Genomic DNA, 17,730 nt, shown 5'->3' on the forward strand with positions numbered 1-17,730 from the left:
GCGTGGGCGTTCGTCATTCCGGGCATTGCCCAGAATAACCCCGCCTACCCTGCGGGACAACGCTGATCCACCATCCCGGCCACCCACCCCACCGTGTATCATGGCACCCTGATCCATAGCGCGCGACTGGTCCCATGAACGAAGACATCCTCATCAACATCACTCCGCAGGAAACGCGCGTTGCGCTGGTCCTGCAGGGCGCGGTGCAGGAACTGCACATCGAACGCACCCTGACGCGCGGGCTGGCGGGAAATGTCTACCTGGGCAAGGTCGTACGCGTGCTGCCGGGCATGCAGTCGGCCTTCATCGACATCGGCCTGGAACGCGCCGCCTTTTTGCACGTGGCCGACATCTGGGAAGCCCGCAGCCACGAAGGCAGCACGAGCGCCCCGCCCACTCCCATCGAGAAACTGCTGTTCGACGGCCAGGTGCTGACCGTGCAGGTCATCAAGGACCCGATCGGCACCAAGGGCGCGCGCCTGTCCACCCAGATCTCGATCGCCGGGCGCATGCTGGTCTACCTGCCGCAGGACCAGCACATCGGCATCTCGCAGAAGATCGAGAAGGAAGCCGACCGCGACCAGCTGCGCACCCGCCTGCAGAACCTGCTGCCCAAGGACGAGAAGGGCGGCTACATCGTGCGCACCCAGGCCGAGGATGCCTCGGACGTGGACATCGCCGCCGACGTGGATTACCTGCGCAAGACCTGGGGTTCGATCGTGCAGGGCGCGCGCACCCGCCCGCCCACTTCCCTGCTCTACCAGGACCTGAACCTGGCCCAGCGCGTGCTGCGCGACTTCGTGCACGACGAGACCGCCACCATCCAGATCGACTCGCGCGAGAACTTCAACATGCTGGTCGAGTTCGCGCAAGTCTATACGCCCAGCGTGCTGGCGCGCCTGGCGCACTACACCGGCGAGCGCCCGCTGTTCGATTTATACGGCGTGGAAGAGGAAATCCTGCGCGCGCTGGGCCGCCGCGTGGACCTGAAAAGCGGCGGCTACCTGATCGTCGACCAGACCGAGGCGATGACGACCATCGACGTCAACACCGGCGGCTATGTCGGCGGACGCAATTTTGCCGACACCATCTTCAAGACCAACCTGGAAGCGGCGCATGCCATCGCGCGCCAGCTGCGCCTGCGCAACCTGGGCGGCATCATCATCCTCGACTTCATCGACATGGAAAACAACGAGCACCGCAACCAGGTGCTGGCCGAGTTGAAGAAGACGCTTGCGCGCGACCGCACCAAGGTGTCGGTGAGCGGCTTCTCGGCGCTGGGGCTGGTGGAGATGACGAGGAAGCGCACCCGCGAATCGCTGGCCCACATCCTGTGCGAGCCCTGCCCTGCCTGCAGCGGCAAGGGCCAGGTGAAAACTTCGCGCACGATCTGCTACGAGATCCTGCGCGAGCTGCTGCGCGAAGCCAAGCAGTTCAACCCGCGCGAATTCCGCATCGTTGCGGGGCAGGAAGTGATCGACCTGTTCCTGGAAGAAGAATCGCAGCACCTGGCGATGCTGGGCGACTTCATCGGCAAGCGCATTTCGCTGCAGGTGGAAAAAGGCTATCACCAGGAACAGTACGACGTCATCCTGATGTAGTCGGCCGGGGCGCCCGGGGCGCTGCCGCGGACGAGGCCGCTCAATGCGGCAGCGAAGCGAGGAAGTCGTTCAGCCGCGCCGGCGCCACCGGTTTGGTGAAATGCATGTCGAAACCGGCTTGCTTCGAGCGCGCCAGGTCGTCCTTCGCACCCCATCCCGATACGGCCACGATGGTGCTGCGCTCCAGGCCCGCGATCTTCCTGAGCCGGTGAGCCACTTCATAGCCCGACATGTCCGGCATGCCGATGTCGAGGAAGACCACCTCGGGCTGGAAACCCTGCGCCGCCTCCAGCGCCTGCCGGCCATCGTGCGCGACCTGCAGCACGTGGCCCTGGATCTCGAGCAGCGACGCCAGGGTCAGCGCCGCATCCACGTTGTCGTCCGTGACCAGGATGCGCAAGGGTCTTCCGGTCGTGGCGGCGCCTGCCGCCGCCACTACCGGGGCGCCGGCCGCATCGCGCGCGTCGATCGGCAGCCTGACCACGAAGGTACTGCCCTTGCCGGCGCCGGCGCTGCTGGCCGCCACCGTGCCTTCGTGCAGGGCGACGAGCTGGCGCACCAGCGACAGCCCGATGCCCAGGCCGCCCTGCGCATGCTGCATGTTGCGCCCGACCTGGCTGAACATCTCGAACACCGATTCCAGCGCTTCCGGCGGAATGCCGATGCCGTTATCGGTCACCGACACCAGGGCCTGGTCGCCCTCGCGCCCGACACTCAGGGTGATCTGGCCGCCCGGCGGCGTGTACTTGGCCGCATTCGTCAACAGGTTGCCGACCACCTGGGCGATGCGGGTGGGGTCGGCATGGACCGGCAGCGGCGCATCGTGCAGCTGCATGGTGAGGGCATGGCGGCCCTTCTCGATCAGGGGCAGGCTGGTTTCCACGGCATTGGCAACGATCGACTTCAGCTCGACCGCCTGCTTGCGGATGTCGACCTTGCCGTTGGTGACGCGGGCGATATCGAGCAGGTCGTTGATCAGGTGCGACAACTGCCTGACCTGGCGCTCGATGATGCCGCGCACGTTGGCGACGGTGTCCAGGCTGTCGGCGCGCATGCGCATGATTTCCAGGCCGGTCAGGATCGGCGCCAGCGGGTTGCGCAGTTCGTGCGCCAGGACCGCCAGGAATTCGCTCAGGTTGCGGTTGGATTTCGCGACTTCGTCGAACAGGCTGCGCTGCTTGGTCTCGGCCTGGCGCAGCGCCGCTTCCGTACGCTTGAAGGCGTCGATATTGGTGACGACGGACACCTGGCCGCTGGGAACGTTGTTGCTGTTCTTCAGGGGGATCGCGGCAACTTGCGTCCAGATCTCTGCGCCGTCATCCCTCGTGTACAGCGCCTCGATGCCGGGCACTACCCGTTCGCCGCGCAGTGCGCGCGCGCCGGGGAAGTCCTGGCGCGCATACGGGCGTCCGTCCTCGTGGAACGCCCGCCATTGGTCGAGGCGCGCCGCATCCAGCGAAGGCAACTTTCCAGTGGGGAGGTACTGGTGCATTTCGTGGTTCGACAGCAGCAGCTTGCCGTCCTGGTCGGCCACCGCCACGCCCACCGGGAGCGCTTCGAACACCGTGGAGAGCATGGTGCGCGTGTCGTGCAGGGCCTGCTCCGCCTCCTTGCGGTCGCTGATATCGAGGACATTGCCGACGAACCCCAGGAAGTCCCCCGACGGGGAAAAGCGCGGACGCCCCGTATCGATGACCCAGCGGTAGCTGCCGTCGACATGCAGCACGCGGTGCTCGAGGCTGAATTCGGCCTGGCGGGCGTTGGCATCCCGGAAGGCCCGGCTTGCCGCGTCGCGGTCGTCCGGATGGATGGCCCGGGTCCAGCCCATGCCCAGTCCCTGCTGCTCGGTTTGCCCGGTGAACGCATACCAGCCGCGCGACAGGAAGGAGCAGTGCCCATCCAGCTCGGTGACCCACAGCATTGCCGGCGCCGCGTCGGCCAGGTCGAGGAAGCGCGCTTCGCTTTGCCTGAGCGCGCGCGCGGACTGGTGGCGTTGCAGCACGACCGTGGCCTGGTTGGCGGCCACGCCCAGCAGCAGGCGCTCGTTCTCGGACGGGAAACCAGGGCGCCGGGAAGCGACGGCGATCATGCCGATCTCGCCCGAGATGCCGAAGCGGACCAGGCTCGCTTGCAGGGGCTGCCCGCCGGCTGGATGGGCAATGGTCGCCGGCGCAATGGGCTCTTGCGGCGCCGCCATCGCGCGCACTGCAGGCAGGAACAGCGCCTCGGCACCGTGTTCCCGGCTGCGCATGGTATCGATCTCGGCGCAGTCGCCATGTCCGCATAAGCGGATATACGCCATGTCCAGGTCCAGCATTTTCAGCAGGACGCCGGCCAGGCTCTCGATCACGCCGGCGGGAGCAAGCTCGCCCCAGATCGCCGGCAGGGTCGTCATGGCAACGAGGTCGCGCGTGGTCTGGCGCAGGCGCTCGAGCTCCGGTTCGTCCTTGCCTGCGGTCTGCATACGGTTCAATGCGCCCTAGGCCGTCGCCGTGTCCGGCAGCGCGGCGGCCTTGCGCGCTTCCAGTTCGGCGAGCATCTGTTCAGCCGGAACGAAGAACGGGTTTTCCTGCAGGATGCCGCCGATGATCACCATCGGGTGGGTGCGCAGGATATCCATCACGACGCCGGCGTCGAACTCGGCCAGGTCGTAGGTGCAGACGACCGGATCGTGCTGCGCCGGAAGCGCCTGGTTCAGGCGGGCTTCGTATTCGACGATGTCGTCGACGCCGGGCCGGTCTTCGAGCGCCCAGGACATGCTGGCGATATTGCGCGATATTTTCCCGGGAGGGTTGTTTTCCGGCGCCAGCAGTGCCAGCAAGGTCTCGATCATGCGATGCTGGTCGAAATGCCCATCCGTCAGGTAGGTCTCGTCCCAGGTCCGCACTTCCAGCTGCCCCTGCGCTTGCGCCGCGGCGGTATCGATGCCGGCCCGCTCCAGGCGCGCCATGTGATCCGCGTGCAGCTCCCGGCCCACGATGTGGAAGGCGCGGTCGCCATGCTCGAAGCCCTCCTGGATGAAAGGCAGGAGCACCCGGTATTCTTCTTCCCTGGTGTGGAAGAAGGCGCAGGCATGGCAGGAATGCGTGAGGGTGGAACCGGCCAGCTTGACTGGCTTGCGATCGCTAGACATAGGAATGAAAAAAATGGAACGGAGGGAGTATGCCACGCCGGCGCTGTTAACTCACCAACAATGAAGCAAGCGCAGTTGACGATTATGCAAACAGCTGGATCAGGCGCGGCAGAACCCGTAATGCGCCAGGGTGCGCCGCAGGTTGGCGTCGAACTCGGCGTAGTCCATGGCCTTTTCCACGAATTCGCAGGCGCCGAGCATGCGGCTGCGCATGCGCTCCGTTTCATTGCGGGTGTTCGACAGGACGATCACGGGTATGCCGGACATGGACGGCTTGGACGAGATCTCTTTCAGGACCTCGAAGCCGTCGAGCTTGGGCAGCTTCAGGTCCAGCAGGACGACATCGAAGTCCTGCGTCCGGCCCAGTTCGCGCAAGGCTTCTTCGCCGTCCGAGGCCACCACGATCTCGTGCTGTTCGCCGCAGTTTCGCAGTACACGCCGCGTCAGTTCGACGTCGAGCGGCATGTCATCGACAATCAGGGCTTTTTTCACCATCTTGAGATTCTACCCTACCGGCATGATTGTGTCCTTTACCACATATTGATGTCACACCTAGCGCTGCCAGGCCGGTCTTGCCCGGCTGCCGGCACGGCCTGGACGCGCCTGGCGCACTGCCGCTGTTGGCTGTGCTTGACTTGGCGTGCCAATCGCCGTAGGGTCGAGGGGCGGTACCAGATATCCCTGTTCAAGTTTTGCGGTTGATCAGCTAGCTCATCCACATGCGTACACAACTTTCCGGCCGCAACAGTTCCGCGCGAGGCCAGCGCCGCCCTGCCGGGCAGGACGAGGGCGACCACGACGAATCAGCCACGGCCGCGCTCGAAGCGGCGGTGCTCCAGCTGACCCAGGACCAGATGCTGGTCAACCAGGCCCTGGTCGAGAAGATCCTTTCCTGCGAAAGCGCCGAGCAGGCCTTGCGCGTCTCCGAGCAAAAATTGAACGACTTGCTGGCCCACCAGGTCGCCAACCTCGAAGCCGAGCGCAAGCGTATTTCCGGTGAGATCCACGATAGCCTCGCCCAGAATTTGCTGGCGCTGCGCATCGATATCGCCATGCTGTTCCAGCATACCGCCGTCCGCCATGGCCGCCTGCACGACCTGGCCAGCGCCGCGCTCGACAATGTCGACACCACCCTGCGCACGGTCAAGCAGCTGATGGGCGACCTGCGCCCGGCCGGCCTCGACCTGGGACTGCAGGCAACGCTCGAGCTCGAAGTGCGCAAGTTCATCCGCGCCAGCGGCATCGCCTGCCAGCTCGAGTCCGACGCGGTCGCCAACCTGGCGCTGGATGAAGAGACCGTGCTGACGGCCTGCCGCGTCCTGCAGGAATGCCTGAACAATGTGTTTCGCCATTCGCTTGCCAGCCGCGTCAGCGTGCTGCTGGGGGTGCACGGGGACATGCTCGACATGGTGGTGTCGGACAACGGCATCGGTTTCGATCCGAAGGCGCCGCGCAAGTCCCGCTGCTACGGCCTGCCGGCGCTCGACCAGCGCCTGGCGGCCCACGGGGGCAGCCTGTCGATCGCCAGCGACCGTACCCACGGCACAGCGGTGACCATGCACCTGCCCATCCATCGCCCTCCCGACGATGTTTCCGCCACACCGGCGATCGGATAGAATCATGTTCTGAAAACAACTCAATCAACGGGACCGGGCGATGGCATTTTTCAAGCGCCAGGCCATAGCAGCTCTTGTCTGACATCATGCCGATACCAACCGAGCTGCTTGCCACGATCATGGAACGCCTGACACCGGACGGTGCACCAGCAAGCACGGCAAGCGCGGCCGGCGTCTGGGTCCGCATGTTCGCGCGTTTCGATCCCCTGCTCGGCCCCATGAGCACCCAGCTGCTGTTCGCACGCACGCTTGCGCTCAACGAAGCGGCATTTCCCTGGCTGCCGCAGGCGGCCACGCCGGAACAGCAACGTCAGGCCTACACCCTGTTCGCCAGCGCCCTCGACGGCCGGCAGGCGGACGAGTTGCTGGCGGTGAACCGCGCCTTGCTCGAGAGCTTCACCAGCCAGTTGGGCGAACTGATCGGCGTGCGGCTGGCGAGCCAGTTCCTGGCGTCGGCCTTTGCGCCGGACGACGCCACTTAAGAATCCTTAGGAGAATGCGGTAATGACCGACCAGATTGACCTGCAGGCCCTGCCGACGGGTGTGCCCGGACTGGACACCATCCTCGGCGGCGGCCTGCCCCAGCTATCGTTCAACATCATCGGTGGCACCCCGGGCAGCGGCAAGACAACCTTTGCCCAACAGATCATGTTCGGATTGGCCGGCCCCGAGCGCAAGGCGCTGTTCTTCACCGCCATGGGCGAGCCGCCCCTCAAGATGCTGCGCTACCAGCAGCAGTTCGGCTTTTTCGATTTCGACAAGGTCGGCAAATCGGTCAACTACATCAGCCTCGCTCCCCAGGTCGAGCTGGGCAACTACGACCTGGTGCTGGCCCAGATCCTGGAAGAAGTGCGCGTGCACCAGCCCGCCCTGGTCTTCATCGATTCCTTCCGCTCCTTCATCGAGGGCGCCCGCGGCGGCGATCAGGATACGGCGGTATTGCAAAAATTCGTCCAGCACCTGGTCGCACACATGACCACCTGGCAGGCGACCAGTTTCCTGATCGGCGAATACACCTCCGGGGAAACGCACCAGAATCCGATCTTCACGGTGGCCGACGGCATCTTCTGGCTCAACCAGATCGTGCAGCGCAATGCCATGTCGCGCAAGATCCAGATCATCAAGATCCGCGGCCAGAAGCAGCGTCCCGGCCTGCATTCCTTCCGTATCGACGACACCGGCATCGAGGTCTTTCCGCGCGTGCTGCCCGCTCCCGAGCCGGTCGGCGCCGAGCCGCCGGTGCGGGTGCCGCCGCGGCGCCTGTCCTCGGGCGTGCCGGTGCTGGACGAGATGCTGGGCGGCGGTATTCCCGAAGGCTATTCCACCCTGGTCGTAGGACCGACCGGCTCGGGCAAGACCATGCTGGCGACCGAATTCCTGGCCGCCGGCGCAGCCAATGGCGAGACCGGCGTGATCGCCCTGTTCGAACGCAGCCCGAGCCAGATGATGAACATCAAGCTCGACGACCTGGTCCGCAGCGGCAAGGTCGGGCTCAAGAGCGTGCGCGCCATCGACCTGTCCACCGATGAAATGCTGCACGAGCTGAGCACCATGATCGACGAGCTCGGCGCCACCCGCGTGGTGCTCGATTCGCTGTCGGGTTTCGAGATGGCCATGGCGCCCGAAGACCGCGAGGATTTCCGCGATTCGCTCTACCGCATGACCACCGTGCTCGGCGCCAAGGGCGTCACCATCCTGATGACCAGCGAACTGGAAGACCGCTACCAGGACCTGCGCTTTTCTCCCTACGGCAGCGGGGTACTGGTCGATGTCGTCGTCATGCAGCGCTATGTGGAATCGCAGTGCGAGATGCATACCCTGATCGGGGTGGTCAAGGTACGCGGCAGCAAGCATAGCCGGCAGATCCGCCTGTTCGAGATCACCGACGAAGGGATCGTCATCGGCGACAAGGCGGCGCCCTACGATGGCGTCTTGTCCGGCAGTCCGCAGCGGCGCCAGACGTGAACCCGGCGCCGCCCGTCTTCAGCGGGCGGCTGACGGGAAGAACAGCTGCTCGCCTTCCGGCCTGAAGGCGGCGATGCGCGCCTGGCCCTCGCCCGACGTGATCCAGTCCGACAAGGCCTTGGCGCCCTTGTAATTGACGCCGGGGTGCTTAACCGGATTGACGGCGATGATCCCGTAGGGATTGAACATGCGCTTGTCGCCCTCAACCAGCACGGCCAGGCCGGTTTTCGCGCGGTAGGCGCCGTAGGTGGCGCGGTCGGTCAAGGTGTAGGCGCGCATTTCGGCGGCCATGTTGAGCACCTCGCCCATGCCCAGGCCCGCCGAGACATAGCTGGCGCCGGCCGGCTTGACGGCGGCGGCCTGCCAGTAGCCCTTCTCCATCACGTCGGTGCCGGAATTGTCCCCGCGCGACACGAAGCGCACGCCGCTGGCGGCGATCTTGCGGAAGGCGGCGATCACATCCTTGCCGCCCTTGACCCCGGCCGGGTCGCTCGCCGGGCCGACGACGATGAAGTCGTTGTACATCACGTCGCGCCGGTCCACGCCCCAGCCTTCGGCCACGAACTTGTCCTCCAGCGCCCGTGCATGCACCAGGGTCAGGTCGACGTCGCCATTCTTCGCCAGTTCCAGCGCCTTGCCGGTGCCGACCGCAATCACATGCACCTTGATGCCCGTTTTCGCCTCGAAGGCCGGCAGCAGCGCCTTGAGCAGGCCCGAGTTCTCGGTGCTGGTGGTGGTCGACAGCCGGAGCACATCCTGGGCGTGCGCCAGCGGCATGCCGAGGGTGGCCGATAACAGCAAGGTAATGAGGTCGCGGCGTTGCATGGTTTCTCCTGGTGGTCAACGAAGTTCGAGGCGCCCGTCGCGCAGCTTCAGGCGAAAGATGCCGGGCAGCCCGATCAGGTCGCGGTCGTGGCAGGCCATCACCACGCTGCTGCCGGCATCGAGCAGGGTCGGGATCAGGCCGATGACCTGCTCGCGCGCCGGGCCGTCGAGGTTGGCGGTGGGTTCGTCCAGCAGCAGCAGCCGGGGCTGCAGCACGCGTGCCCGCGCCAGCGCCACGCGCTGCTTCTCGCCGCCGGACAGGCGGCTCGGGGCCGTGTCGCGCAGGTGGGCCACGCCGGCCCAGTCCATCGCCTCCTCGACCGCGGCGGCGATGCTGCGGCGGTCGTCGCCGCGCGCCACCAGCCCGTAGGCGATGTTGTGGGCCACGCTGGTCGAGAACATGATCGGGTGCTGGTGCACGAAGACGATGGCGCGGCGCAGCTGACGGGGATATGGATGGAGGGGCATCTTGCCGCCATCGAATTCGACGGTACAGGCCTCGCAGCGCTCCAGGCCCGCCAGGGTGCGCAGCAGCGTGGACTTGCCGGCGCCGTTCACGCCGGTGAGCACATAAGCGCTGGCGGCCTGGATGCTGAGGGTGTCGATCTCGAACAGGGTGCGCTCGCCATGGCGCTTGTGCAGCCCGTGCACGCTCAGGAGCGCCGTCACAGCCTGCCCCCGGCCGCATGGGCTTCGCCCTGCAGCAGCACCAGCGCGCCGTTCATCACCAGCGCCAGCGCCACCAGCACGATGCCCAGCGCGATGCCCTGGGCAAAATCGCCCTTGCTGGTCTCGAGCGCAATGGCCGTGGTGATGGTGCGGGTCTGGCCTTCGATGTTCCCGCCCACCATCAGCGCGCAGCCGACTTCCGAGATCACGCGCCCGAAGCCGCTGATGACGGCCGCCATCACGCCATAGCGCGCCTCGTGCAGCACGGTGAGCATGGTGCGCCAGCGCGAGGCGCCCAAAGCCACGGCGGTTTCGGCATAGCGCGGATCGGCCGCCTGCACCGCCGCCAGCGTAAAGGCCAGCAGCACCGGCAGGCCGATGATCATCTGGCCCAGGATCACGCCCTGCTGGGTGAACAGCCATTCCAGGCCGCCCATCGGCCCGCGGCGCGACAGCAGCAGGTAGAGCAGCAGGCCGATCAGGACGGTCGGCAGCGACAGCGCGGCCTGGGCCAGCCAGATCGCCAGGCGGCGGCCCGGGAAGCGGTGCAGCGCGATCACATAACCGAGGAAGATGGCGGGCGGCGCGGCCAACAGCAGGCCGAGCACGCTGGTCTTGAGCGAGACCCAGACGATATGCCACAAGGCCGCGTCGCCCGAGAAGAGCAGCGCGAACGCATGCGAGGTCGCGTCCAGCACGTTTACACCGTCCGGGGTGCGTTCAGGGGTTCCAGCAGGTCGGGCTCGAAAACCAGCCGCTCATGCCCGGCCAATAACAGGAAGTGCTTGCCGGAGCAGCGCGCCAGCAGCGACATGCCGACCTTTTGCGCCACCATGTGGCCCATCTGGGTGGTGCCCGAGCGCGACAGCAGGAAGGGAATGCCCATCTGGGCGCCCTTGATCACCATCTCGGACGTCAGGCGCCCGGTGGTATAGAACACCTTGTCGCCGCCCTGCAGCCCATCGAGCCACATCAGGCCGGCGATGGCGTCCACCGCGTTGTGGCGGCCGACGTCTTCGACAAAATACAGCAACTCGCCGTCGTGGGAAAACAGCGCGCAGCCATGCACCGAGCCGGCCTGCTTGTAGATCGATTGCTGGGTGCGGATGGCCTCGACGATGCGGTAGACCACCGATTGCTTCAAGCGCGCATCGACGGGCAGCGCGATCTGGTCGACTTCGTCCATCAGGCCGCCGAACACCGAGCCCTGGCCGCAGCCGGTGGTGACGACCTTCTTCGCGGTGCGCTCCTCGACATCGGCGATGCCGCTGCGGGTGCTGACCGCCACCGCATCGACCGCCCAGTCGACCTGGATCGAGACGATGTCCTCGATCGCCCGCACCAGGCGCTGGTTGCGCAGGTAGCCCAGGGTCAGCGCTTCCGGCGCCCCGCCCAGGGTCATCAGGGTGACGATCTCGCGCTTGTCCACGTACACCGTCAGCGGACGTTCCGCCGGAATGGCGATGTTTGAAGGCCGGCCGCGCTCGTCCAGCGCGGCCACCTCGTGCGTGAGGGGGGCGCTGGCGTTTGACAGTTCAGGTCGGTAGCGTGGCTGGTCGGTGTGGTTCATCTTGCCAATTGTGCCATGCCGGCCAGGATTTGGCCGCCACCATAGCTGCCCTGCTCGGCCACCTCCCCGCCCGGCGTGACCCGGATCGCACAGTACTTGAACTCGGGGATCTTGCCGAACGGGTCGAGCGCTGCATTGGTGAGGCGATTGATGGCCGCCTCGTAGTAGCAGAAGGGCACGAAGATCGCCCCCACCGGCGAGCTGTCGTCGGCCCGCGCATACAGCACCACTTCGCCGCGGCGCGAGGCGATCGTGATGGGCTGGCCCGGCGCGATACCCATGCGCTCCATGTCCAGCGGGTGCACCAGCGCCACCGGATCGGGTTCGATCGCGTCGAGCACCGTGGCGCGGCGGGTCATGCTGCCGGTGTGCCAGTGTTCCAGCTGGCGGCCCGTGATCAGGACCAGCGGGTAGTCGGCGTCCGGACGCTCGTCGGCCGGGATGATATCGGCCGGCACGAAGCGCGCCCTGCCCCCTTCGCGCGGGAAGATCTCGGTAAACACCACCGGCTGGCCGACGTCGCCCTCGTTCATGCAAGGGTAGACCACGGCGCCATTGCGTTCCAGGCGTTCCCAGGTAATGCCGCCGATGCTGGCCATGGTGTGGCGCATCTCGTCGAACACTTCCGAGACGTGGCCATAATTCCAGCCCAGGCCGAGGCGCTGCGCCATCTGCTGGATGATCCACAGGTCCTGCTTGGCGTCGCCCGGCGGGTCGATGGCCTGGCGGCCCAGCTGCACGAGGCGGTCGGTATTGGTGAAGGTGCCGGTCTTTTCAGGGAAGGCGGATGCCGGCAGGATCACGTCGGCCAAATACGCCGTCTCGGTCAGGAAGATGTCCTGCACCACCAGGTGTTCGAGTGCCGCCAGCGCGGCGCGCGCGTGGTTGGCGTCCGGGTCGGACATGGCCGGGTTCTCGCCCATGATGTACATGCCGCGGATATCACCATGATCGATCGCGTCCATGATCTCGACCACGGTCAGGCCCGGCTTCGGGTCGAGCGTGGCGCCCCAGGCGGCCTCGAAACGCGCCCGGGCCACGGGATTGTCGACGCGCTGGTAATCCGGCAGCATCATCGGGATCAGGCCGGCGTCGGACGCGCCCTGCACGTTGTTCTGGCCGCGCAGCGGATGCAGGCCGGTGCCCGGACGGCCGATCTGGCCGGTCATCAGGCTCAGGGCGATCAGGCAGCGCGCGTTGTCGGTGCCGTGCACGTGCTGCGACACGCCCATGCCCCACAGGATCATCGATCCCTTCGAGGTGGCGTACAGGCGCGCCACGTAGCGGATGGTCTCGGCATCGATGCCGCAGATCGGCGCCATCGCTTCCGGGCTGTATTCAGCCACATTGGCCTCCAGCTGGTCGTAGCCGATGGTGCGGCTGGCAATGAAAGCTTCGTCGACCAGCTTTTCGTTGACGATCACGTGCATCATCGCGTTGAGCAGGGCCACGTCGGTATCGGGCTTGAACTGCAGGTAGCGGTGCGCATGGCGCGCCAGCTCGGAGCGGCGCGGATCGAGCACCACCAGCTTGGCGCCCAGTTTCACCGCATTCTTGATCCAGGTAGCGGCCACCGGGTGGTTCACGGTCGGGTTGGCGCCGATGATCACGATGACTTCGGCGCGGGTCACGTCCATCACCGGGTTCGACACGGCGCCCGAGCCGATGCCTTCCAGCAGGGCCGACACCGAGGAGGCGTGGCACAGGCGGGTGCAGTGGTCGACGTTGTTGGTGCCGAAGCCCGTGCGCACCAGCTTCTGGAACAGATAGGCTTCTTCATTGCTGCCCTTGGCCGAGCCGAAGCCGGCCAGCGCGTTGCCGCCATGCGTGTCGCGAATGGCCGCGAGCTTGCCGCCGGCCAGCGCCAGCGCTTCTTCCCAGCTCGCTTCACGGAAGACTTCGAGTACGCGGTCCGGGTCCATCGTGAAGTCGCCGGTTTTCGGCATGCCCTCGCGGCGGATCAGGGGTTTGGTGAGGCGGTGCGGGTGGTGCGCATAATCGAAGCCGTAGCGGCCCTTGACGCACAGGCGCCCCAGGTTGGCCGGGCCATTACGCCCTTCCACGAACAGGATCTTGTTGTCCTTGACGTTATAGGTCAGCTGGCAGCCCACGCCGCAGTAAGGGCAGACCGAATCGACCTGCTTGTCCGGGATGTTCAGGGCCACTTCGCGCGCCGGCATCAGGGCGCCGGTCGGGCAGGCCTGCACGCATTCGCCGCAGGCCACGCAGGTCGAGGCGCCCAGCGCGTCGTCCTGGTCGAACACGATCTTCGTATCCTGCCCGCGGAAGGCCAGGCCGATCACGTCGTTGACCTGCTCGTCGCGGCAGGCGCGCACGCAGCGGGTGCACTGGATGCAGGCGTCGAGGTTGACGGTAATCGCGGCGTGGGTGGCGTCGATCCGAGGCTGGGCGCGGGTGCCGGCGAAGCGCGGCTTGCCCACGCCAAGCTTGTCGGCCCACATATCGACTTCGTTCTTGCGGGTGTATTCGGCCTCGGGCATGTCGGACATGAGCAGCTCGAGCACCATCTTCTGGGCGGCCACAGCACGCGGGCTGTCCGTGCGCACCTTCATGCCGGCGGCGGGTGCGCGGCAGCACGATGGCGCCAGTACGCGCTCGCCGTCGATCTCGACCATGCAGGAGCGGCAGTTGCCGACGGCTTCATAGCCTTCCTTGTAGCACAGGCGCGGGATCTCGACGCCTTCGCGCGCCGCGACTTCGATCAGCGACTCGTAGGGCAGCGCCGCCACCTGGCGGCCATTGAGTTCGAATGTAACGGTAGGGGTGTTCGCGTTCATGGCGGTTTACCTTTGAGCCAGCTCGTGCGGGAAGTATTTGATGACGCAGTCGAAGGGATTCGGCGCGGCCTGGCCCAGGCCGCAGATCGACGCGTCGCGCATCACCTGCGACAGTTCGCCCAGCAGCGGCACGTCCCAGACGGGCTTGTTGATGATGTCGAGCGCCTTGGCGGTACCGTTGCGGCAGGGCGTGCACTGGCCGCAGGACTCGTCCTTGAAGAAGGCCAGCGTATTGCGCGCGGCGGCCGTGGCGCTGTCGTGGCTGGAGAGCACCACCACCGCGGCCGAGCCGATGAAACAGCCATACGGCTGCAGCGTGTCGAAGTCGAGCGGAATATCCCCCATCGAGGCCGGCAGGATGCCGCCGGAAGCCCCGCCCGGCAGGTAGGCATAGAAAGCGTGGCCGTCCTGCATGCCGCCGCAGTATTCCTCGATCAGCTCGACGATCGTGATGCCGGCCGGGGCCAGTTTTACGCCCGGCTGCTTGACGCGGCCCGAGACCGAGAACGAGCGCAGGCCGCGGCGGCCGTTGCGCCCGAAGCCGACGAACCAGTCGGCGCCGCGCTCGAGGATCTCGCGCACCCAGTGCAGCGACTCGAAGTTGTGCTCCAGCGTCGGGCGGCCGAACAGGCCGACCTGCGCCACATAGGGCGGGCGCAGGCGCGGCATGCCGCGCTTGCCTTCGATCGATTCGATCATGGCCGATTCTTCGCCGCAGATATAGGCGCCGGCGCCGCGGCGCAGGATGATCGGGGGCATGCCCTGCACCGGCGGGTCCGCGCGCAGCTGTTCCAGCTCGGCCTCGAGCATGGCGCGGCAGCCGTGGTATTCGTCGCGCAGGTAGATGTAGATGGCGTCGATGCCGACCGCCCAGGCGGCGATCAGGGCGCCTTCCAGGAAGCGGTGCGGGTCGCCTTCGAGATAGACCCGGTCCTTGAAGGTGCCCGGTTCGCCTTCGTCGATGTTGATCGCCATGAGACGCGGGCCCGCTTCGTTACGCACGATGCGCCACTTGCGTCCCAGCGGGAAGCCGGCGCCGCCCAGGCCGCGCAGGCCGGAGGCTTCCAGCGTCCCGATGACTTGCTCGACCTCGTGCTGCCCGGCGACGCAGGCGCGCAGCAGCCCATAGCCGCCGCCCTCGCGGTAGGCGGCATAGTCGACGTGGCCGCCGAACGCTTCGCGCGTTTCGCCGCGCGCCACCTTGGCCACCAGCTTTTCCACGCTCGCATGCGGCACCGCATGCTGTCCCACGGTCGCCGCCGGCGCCTGCTCGCAGCGCCCGATGCAGGGCGCCGCCAGCACGCGCACTTCGCGGCCCAGCAAGGCAGGCAGCTTCTCCAGCAGCGCCGTGGCGCCCGCCATCTCGCAGGACAGGCCGGCGCACACGCGCACGGTCAAGGCGGCAGGGGCGGCCTCGCCCTCCTTCACCAGGTCGAAGTGGTGGTAGAAGCTGGCCACCTCGTAGACCTCGGTCTGCGCCAGGCGCATCTCTTGCGCCAGCGCGGCCAAATGCGGACTCGACAGGCAGCCGTAGGCGTCCTGGATCTTGTGCAGGTGCTCGATCAGGAGGTCGGCCTGGCGCGACTCGGCGCCGAGCAGGGCCTGGACTTCGGCGAGGGCTTGCGGATCGACGCGGCGGCCCTTCGGGGCTTCGCGCTTGCGCTGGCGGCTGGCGCCGGAGATGGCGATCGGGATGATGGGGTGGTTCATGGGTGTCCCAATTATTCGATGTTGCGTTATCTTGTACTGAATACAGCCCGGCTATTCGAAGGCTGCTTGAACGCGTGGGCAAGGAACTTGCCCACCCTACGAGCTGCCGCAATTCGTAGGGCGGGCAAATTTTGCCCGCGCGTTCAAATCACGCCTGAGCTGGCGTCAATTAAAACATCGCCGACGCCTTCTGCAGCGTCACCCAGATGCCGAACATCAGCGGAATGCCGACCGCCATCCAGGCGAATGCCGTCATGGCCGGGTTGCCGGCGGTGGCGGCCGTGCCGCCGCCGCCGCGGGTGCCGCTGGTGGCGGTCACTTCCTTCTCGCGCGCCAGCTTCTTCTCGGCCGCCAGTTCGTCGTCGGTCATGAAATGGCGGTTGTCCAGCGGACGGATCATCGCATTGAGCCCGATGCCGACCACGACCAGCCCGGCCAGCACGTACATCGTCACGTCATAGGCTTGCGCCTTCGGCACGCCGTTGGCGATCTGGTACTCGCGGATGTAGTTGATCAGGAGCGGACCGACCACGCCGGCGGCGGCCCAGGCAGTCAACAGGCGACCGTGGATCGCGCCGACCATCTGGGTGCCGAACAGGTCGGCCAGGTAGGCCGGCACGGTGGCGAAGCCGCCGCCGTACATCGACAGGATGATGCAGGTGCAGGCGACGAACAGCGCCAGCTGGCCGGCGTGACCCGCCGAAGGGATGGTCACATACAGGATCGCCCCGAGGATCAGGAAGACGAAGTAGGTCGCCTTGCGGCCGATGTAGTCGGAGCACGACGCCCAGCCGAAGCGGCCGACGATGTTGAACAGCGACAGCAGGCCGGTGAAGCCGGCGGCAATCGCCGCGATCTGGCTCTTCTGGGCCGCGTCGAGGTCATTGATGCCGAGGTCCAGGCCGATCAGGCGGCCGCCGAAGACTTCCTGCAGCAGCGGCGAGGCCATGCCCAGGATGCCGATGCCGGCCGAGACGTTCAGGAACAGCACGCCCCAGATCAGCCAGAACTGCGGGATGCCCCAGACGCGGCTGGCGTGCACGTGGCGCGTGGTGATCATGGTATTGCCGTTCGCGGCCGGCGGGGTCCAGCCTTCCGGCTTCCAGCCGGTGGCAGGCACGCGGTAGGTCATCGCGCCGGCGACCATGAAGACGAAATAGATCGCGGCCAGGGCCAGGAAGGTTTCCCAGACGCCGACCGAGGTCGGGGTGGCGAAGTATTTCATGAGCCTGTCGGCCAGCGGTGCGCCGATCACGGCGCCGCCGCCGAAGCCCATGATGGCCATGCCGGTCGCCATGCCGCGGCGGTCCGGGAACCATTTGATCAGCGTCGACACGGGCGAGATATAACCCAGGCCCAGGCCGATGCCGCCGATCACGCCCGAGCCGAGCCACATCAGCCAGATCTGGTGGGTGTACACACCCAGCGCCGAAATCACCAGGCCGCCGCACCAGCACAGCGCCGACACCAGGCCGGCCTTGCGCGGGCCCGCATGCTCGAGCCAGCCGCCGAACAGCCAGGCCGCCAGGCCCAGGAAGACGAAGAACAGCGTGTACATCCAGCCCAGCATCGAGATCTTCCAGTCGCAGGTTGTCGCGAACACCTGCGCCATGAAGCTCATCTCGGCCGGGCAGGCCAGCGACTCGCTGATGCCGAGCGCCTTGGACAGCGGTAGCCAGAACACGGAAAAGCCATAAGCCATGCCGATGCACAGGTGGATTGCGAGCGCAGCCGGCGGAACCAGCCAGCGATTGAAGCCCGGCCCCGCGATCGTGTGCTCCTTATCAAGAAAACCGAATAACGCCATGTTGTCTCCAGATTATTATAGGAATGGGAATATGCT

General features: G+C 66.4%; 14 protein-coding genes. 4 read left to right on the forward strand and 10 right to left on the reverse strand.

The genetic code is table 11. The features are described 5' to 3' along the window. Positions 1 to 134: 134 nt before the first annotated feature. Positions 135 to 1,601 carry a ribonuclease G gene (rng, locus tag AC3XQU_RS01135; RefSeq protein WP_489872285.1) on the forward strand — a complete coding sequence of 489 codons (1,467 nt, stop codon included), beginning with the start codon at positions 135 to 137 and terminating at the stop codon, positions 1,599 to 1,601. A 40-nt stretch (positions 1,602 to 1,641) separates the two neighbouring features. Here the strand turns inward: rng and AC3XQU_RS01140 are convergent, their stop codons facing one another. The 3 genes from AC3XQU_RS01140 to AC3XQU_RS01150 all read right to left on the reverse strand — a co-directional run bounded on the left by AC3XQU_RS01140 (position 1,642) and on the right by AC3XQU_RS01150 (position 5,229). After that, positions 1,642 to 4,065 (reverse strand): hybrid sensor histidine kinase/response regulator, encoded by a 2,424-nt coding sequence (locus tag AC3XQU_RS01140; RefSeq protein ID WP_489872286.1) that lies wholly within the window; start codon positions 4,063 to 4,065, stop codon positions 1,642 to 1,644. Between the two features lie 15 nt (positions 4,066 to 4,080). Further along, positions 4,081 to 4,734 (reverse strand): MEDS domain-containing protein, encoded by a 654-nt coding sequence (locus tag AC3XQU_RS01145; protein ID WP_489872287.1) that lies wholly within the window; start codon positions 4,732 to 4,734, stop codon positions 4,081 to 4,083. A gap of 99 nt (positions 4,735 to 4,833) precedes the next feature. Further along, on the reverse strand, positions 4,834 to 5,229 hold the full coding sequence (locus tag AC3XQU_RS01150) for a response regulator (protein ID WP_489872288.1): 396 nt from the start codon (positions 5,227 to 5,229) through the stop codon (positions 4,834 to 4,836). Positions 5,230 to 5,453: 224 nt separating this feature from the next. On the opposite strand from AC3XQU_RS01150, the gene AC3XQU_RS01155 reads away from it, so the two are divergent. The 3 genes from AC3XQU_RS01155 to AC3XQU_RS01165 all read left to right on the forward strand — a co-directional run bounded on the left by AC3XQU_RS01155 (position 5,454) and on the right by AC3XQU_RS01165 (position 8,315). After that, positions 5,454 to 6,350 (forward strand): sensor histidine kinase, encoded by an 897-nt coding sequence (locus AC3XQU_RS01155; protein WP_489872289.1) that lies wholly within the window; start codon positions 5,454 to 5,456, stop codon positions 6,348 to 6,350. An 86-nt stretch (positions 6,351 to 6,436) separates the two neighbouring features. Further along, positions 6,437 to 6,832, forward strand: a complete 396-nt coding sequence (locus tag AC3XQU_RS01160) for a hypothetical protein (protein ID WP_489872290.1) — start codon at positions 6,437 to 6,439, stop codon at positions 6,830 to 6,832. Positions 6,833 to 6,854: 22 nt separating this feature from the next. After that, on the forward strand, positions 6,855 to 8,315 hold the full coding sequence (locus AC3XQU_RS01165; protein WP_489872291.1) for a DUF7125 family protein: 1,461 nt from the start codon (positions 6,855 to 6,857) through the stop codon (positions 8,313 to 8,315). Between the two features lie 18 nt (positions 8,316 to 8,333). On the opposite strand, the gene AC3XQU_RS01170 is transcribed toward AC3XQU_RS01165, so the two are convergent. From AC3XQU_RS01170 to AC3XQU_RS01200, 7 genes are all read right to left on the reverse strand, one after another. Then, positions 8,334 to 9,140 (reverse strand): ABC transporter substrate-binding protein, encoded by an 807-nt coding sequence (locus tag AC3XQU_RS01170; protein ID WP_489872292.1) that lies wholly within the window; start codon positions 9,138 to 9,140, stop codon positions 8,334 to 8,336. Positions 9,141 to 9,155: 15 nt separating this feature from the next. After that, positions 9,156 to 9,809, reverse strand: coding sequence for an energy-coupling factor ABC transporter ATP-binding protein (locus AC3XQU_RS01175; protein WP_489872293.1), 654 nt, complete (start codon positions 9,807 to 9,809; stop codon positions 9,156 to 9,158). Further along, a complete protein-coding gene (locus tag AC3XQU_RS01180; RefSeq protein WP_489872294.1) occupies positions 9,806 to 10,507 on the reverse strand; it encodes an ABC transporter permease in 702 nt (233 codons plus the stop codon). Before AC3XQU_RS01180 ends, AC3XQU_RS01175 begins: the two co-directional genes overlap by 4 nt. A 2-nt stretch (positions 10,508 to 10,509) precedes the next feature. Further along, the gene (locus tag AC3XQU_RS01185) at positions 10,510 to 11,379 is read right to left on the reverse strand and encodes a formate dehydrogenase accessory sulfurtransferase FdhD (RefSeq protein WP_489872295.1); all 870 of its coding nucleotides are present in this window, start codon (positions 11,377 to 11,379) and stop codon (positions 10,510 to 10,512) included. Beyond that, on the reverse strand, positions 11,376 to 14,177 hold the full coding sequence (gene fdhF / locus AC3XQU_RS01190; protein WP_489872296.1) for a formate dehydrogenase subunit alpha: 2,802 nt from the start codon (positions 14,175 to 14,177) through the stop codon (positions 11,376 to 11,378). Before fdhF ends, AC3XQU_RS01185 begins: the two co-directional genes overlap by 4 nt. A gap of 6 nt (positions 14,178 to 14,183) precedes the next feature. Then, positions 14,184 to 15,887, reverse strand: a complete 1,704-nt coding sequence (locus AC3XQU_RS01195) for an NAD(P)H-dependent oxidoreductase subunit E (RefSeq protein WP_489872297.1) — start codon at positions 15,885 to 15,887, stop codon at positions 14,184 to 14,186. A gap of 169 nt (positions 15,888 to 16,056) precedes the next feature. After that, positions 16,057 to 17,694, reverse strand: coding sequence for an OFA family MFS transporter (locus AC3XQU_RS01200; protein ID WP_489872298.1), 1,638 nt, complete (start codon positions 17,692 to 17,694; stop codon positions 16,057 to 16,059). Positions 17,695 to 17,730 lie beyond the last annotated feature (36 nt).

The organism is Telluria sp. AZSoR62, from assembly GCF_058111565.1.